Origin of the sequence: Vibrio sp. Sgm 5, from assembly GCF_026241575.1 — a bacterium.
GTDB lineage: Bacteria > Pseudomonadota > Gammaproteobacteria > Enterobacterales > Vibrionaceae > Vibrio > Vibrio jasicida.
Map to the genome: position 1 here is coordinate 1 of NZ_JAPHPY010000106.1, position 3904 is coordinate 3904.

General features: G+C 47.2%; 2 protein-coding genes. Both read left to right on the forward strand.

Annotation, left to right across the window (positions count from 1 at the left end; genetic code table 11):
* The first annotated feature begins 523 nt into the window (after window positions 1-523).
* Complete coding sequence (gene ltrA, locus OQJ86_RS26025) at window positions 524-1873, forward strand: group II intron reverse transcriptase/maturase (protein ID WP_265992162.1); 1350 nt, start codon at window positions 524-526, stop codon at window positions 1871-1873.
* Between the two features lie 600 nt (window positions 1874-2473).
* Window positions 2474-3823, forward strand: a complete 1350-nt coding sequence (ltrA, locus tag OQJ86_RS26030) for a group II intron reverse transcriptase/maturase (protein ID WP_265992162.1) — start codon at window positions 2474-2476, stop codon at window positions 3821-3823.
* Window positions 3824-3904 lie beyond the last annotated feature (81 nt).

Below are 3904 nucleotides of genomic sequence, written 5' to 3' on the forward strand. Positions count from 1 at the left end.
TTGTGTACGCCCAGCATGGGCATGAACTAATGAGGTGAAAGTCCTCTGTAGGAAAATCACCATTTAATTCTCAACTCGTTGATATTAAATGTTAACTACTAGCGAATGGCAAGGGCTTTTCCGCGAGGAATGGTCTGAAGGAAGCCGCAAGCAAAACTGCGAGCTGATGAACAAGAACATCATATGAGGCGTAGGTCAGAGGCGAGTTGGCACAAGACGACGAAGCCAAGTGATTTAATGATCACCGTAAATGATGCAGTTGTGCAGTGAAAGTCCATGTCCTTATCTGGGGAGATCTGCTTAACAAGCGATTGTTAACCTAACCAGATTGGCCTCTGGTTCAACAGGCCTGGCGCATGAGCATCATCAACTCACGCGAGCGAAACCGATGAACAACGATAGCGCTTTACGAGGCAACTCGTTAAGTGATTAAGCAGAAGTCAGCAGACGGCATAGTAGCCAAATGCCCATCGTAATGGTTGGGACAAGGTGAAGGCCTAAACATTTAGAAGAAGGAGGAGTCTTGTCAAACTTGTCGATACCCACTACGCCGACAGGCGATTACTATCAACAGCGTAATGATAGGCAACCATCCTTCAACAACGATCTATTCACTCAATTGCTCAGACCGGAAAATTTACAGCAAGCATGGCGCCAAGTTAAAGCCAACAAAGGTGCGGCTGGTATCGACGGCATGACCATCGACGCCTTCCCGCTTTGGCTACAACAAGGGGGCTGGCAACAATGTAAATCTCAACTAGAGCGCGGTGAATATCACCCTTCACCGGTCAGACGTGTAGAGATTGATAAACCCGATGGCGGTAAACGCAAACTAGGGATCCCTACCGTTATTGATCGAGTGATACAACAAGCCATTGCTCAAATACTCACCCCGTTGTTTGACCCTTTCTTTTCGACTAACAGTTTTGGCTTTAGGCCGAATAGAAATGCGAAACAAGCGGTGCTGCAAGTACGAGATATCATCAAACAGAAGCGAACATTTGCTGTCGATGTTGACCTGTCTAAATTCTTTGACCGAGTGAATCATGATTTCTTGATGACTCAGCTGAGGAAAAAGGTACAGGATAAGCGTCTATTGACGCTTATTGGTAAATATCTTCGTGCCGGTGTGATGGTCAACGAGCACTTTGAAGCAAGCTCGGAAGGTGTACCTCAAGGTGGTCCACTCTCTCCATTACTATCTAACATTATGTTGGATAGTCTGGATAAAGAGTTGGAAAAGAGAGGGCATAAATTCGTCCGTTACGCAGACGACTTCATCATTCTAGTGAGGTCTCAACGAGCGGGAGTCCGTGTGCTAAAGAGCGTGACCCATTATCTCGCCACAAAGTTAAAATTGGTCGTCAATGAGCGGAAAAGCCAAGTGGTCAAGGTGAGTCAAAGCCAGTTCCTTGGTTTCACCTTTAGCCGCGGTCAGATCCAGTGGGATGCAAAGACGGTACGTATTTTAAAACAGAAGGTAAGACGACTCACAAACCGAAATTGGGGCGTCAGTATGGGTTATCAATTATTTAAACTACGGCAATACCTGCAAGGTTGGATCAACTATTTTGGTATTGCCAATGCCTATCAGGCCTGTGTCGAACTTGATCAATGGATCCGCCGCCGAGTTCGGATGTGTTACTGGCGACAGTGGCGCAAGCCCCGAACGAAGGTGCAAAACCTACTAAAGCGAGGAGTCAAAGTTCAAACAGCGGTTTATTGCGGCATCACAAGCAAAGGGCCGTGGAGAAGCTCGAAAACGGCAGGGATACAGCAAGCGTTGAGTAATGAGTATTTGAAGAAAGCAGGTTTATATTCACTAAGAGATGGATGGATCGCAGTTCATTATCCTTCCCAGAAAATGGGTTAGGGTTCTAAATGAACCGCCCTGTGCGGAGCCGCATGCAGGGTGGTGTGGGGGCTGGAGGCTAGACACCTCCGGCTACCCGATGTACGCCCAGCATGGGCATGAACTAATGAGGTGAAAGTCCTCTGTAGGAAAATCACCATTTAATTCTCAACTCGTTGATATTAAATGTTAACTACTAGCGAATGGCAAGGGCTTTTCCGCGAGGAATGGTCTGAAGGAAGCCGCAAGCAAAACTGCGAGCTGATGAACAAGAACATCATATGAGGCGTAGGTCAGAGGCGAGTTGGCACAAGACGACGAAGCCAAGTGATTTAATGATCACCGTAAATGATGCAGTTGTGCAGTGAAAGTCCATGTCCTTATCTGGGGAGATCTGCTTAACAAGCGATTGTTAACCTAACCAGATTGGCCTCTGGTTCAACAGGCCTGGCGCATGAGCATCATCAACTCACGCGAGCGAAACCGATGAACAACGATAGCGCTTTACGAGGCAACTCGTTAAGTGATTAAGCAGAAGTCAGCAGACGGCATAGTAGCCAAATGCCCATCGTAATGGTTGGGACAAGGTGAAGGCCTAAACATTTAGAAGAAGGAGGAGTCTTGTCAAACTTGTCGATACCCACTACGCCGACAGGCGATTACTATCAACAGCGTAATGATAGGCAACCATCCTTCAACAACGATCTATTCACTCAATTGCTCAGACCGGAAAATTTACAGCAAGCATGGCGCCAAGTTAAAGCCAACAAAGGTGCGGCTGGTATCGACGGCATGACCATCGACGCCTTCCCGCTTTGGCTACAACAAGGGGGCTGGCAACAATGTAAATCTCAACTAGAGCGCGGTGAATATCACCCTTCACCGGTCAGACGTGTAGAGATTGATAAACCCGATGGCGGTAAACGCAAACTAGGGATCCCTACCGTTATTGATCGAGTGATACAACAAGCCATTGCTCAAATACTCACCCCGTTGTTTGACCCTTTCTTTTCGACTAACAGTTTTGGCTTTAGGCCGAATAGAAATGCGAAACAAGCGGTGCTGCAAGTACGAGATATCATCAAACAGAAGCGAACATTTGCTGTCGATGTTGACCTGTCTAAATTCTTTGACCGAGTGAATCATGATTTCTTGATGACTCAGCTGAGGAAAAAGGTACAGGATAAGCGTCTATTGACGCTTATTGGTAAATATCTTCGTGCCGGTGTGATGGTCAACGAGCACTTTGAAGCAAGCTCGGAAGGTGTACCTCAAGGTGGTCCACTCTCTCCATTACTATCTAACATTATGTTGGATAGTCTGGATAAAGAGTTGGAAAAGAGAGGGCATAAATTCGTCCGTTACGCAGACGACTTCATCATTCTAGTGAGGTCTCAACGAGCGGGAGTCCGTGTGCTAAAGAGCGTGACCCATTATCTCGCCACAAAGTTAAAATTGGTCGTCAATGAGCGGAAAAGCCAAGTGGTCAAGGTGAGTCAAAGCCAGTTCCTTGGTTTCACCTTTAGCCGCGGTCAGATCCAGTGGGATGCAAAGACGGTACGTATTTTAAAACAGAAGGTAAGACGACTCACAAACCGAAATTGGGGCGTCAGTATGGGTTATCAATTATTTAAACTACGGCAATACCTGCAAGGTTGGATCAACTATTTTGGTATTGCCAATGCCTATCAGGCCTGTGTCGAACTTGATCAATGGATCCGCCGCCGAGTTCGGATGTGTTACTGGCGACAGTGGCGCAAGCCCCGAACGAAGGTGCAAAACCTACTAAAGCGAGGAGTCAAAGTTCAAACAGCGGTTTATTGCGGCATCACAAGCAAAGGGCCGTGGAGAAGCTCGAAAACGGCAGGGATACAGCAAGCGTTGAGTAATGAGTATTTGAAGAAAGCAGGTTTATATTCACTAAGAGATGGATGGATCGCAGTTCATTATCCTTCCCAGAAAATGGGTTAGGGTTCTAAATGAACCGCCCTGTGCGGAGCCGCATGCAGGGTGGTGTGGGGGCTGGAGGCTAGACACCTCCGGCTACCCGAT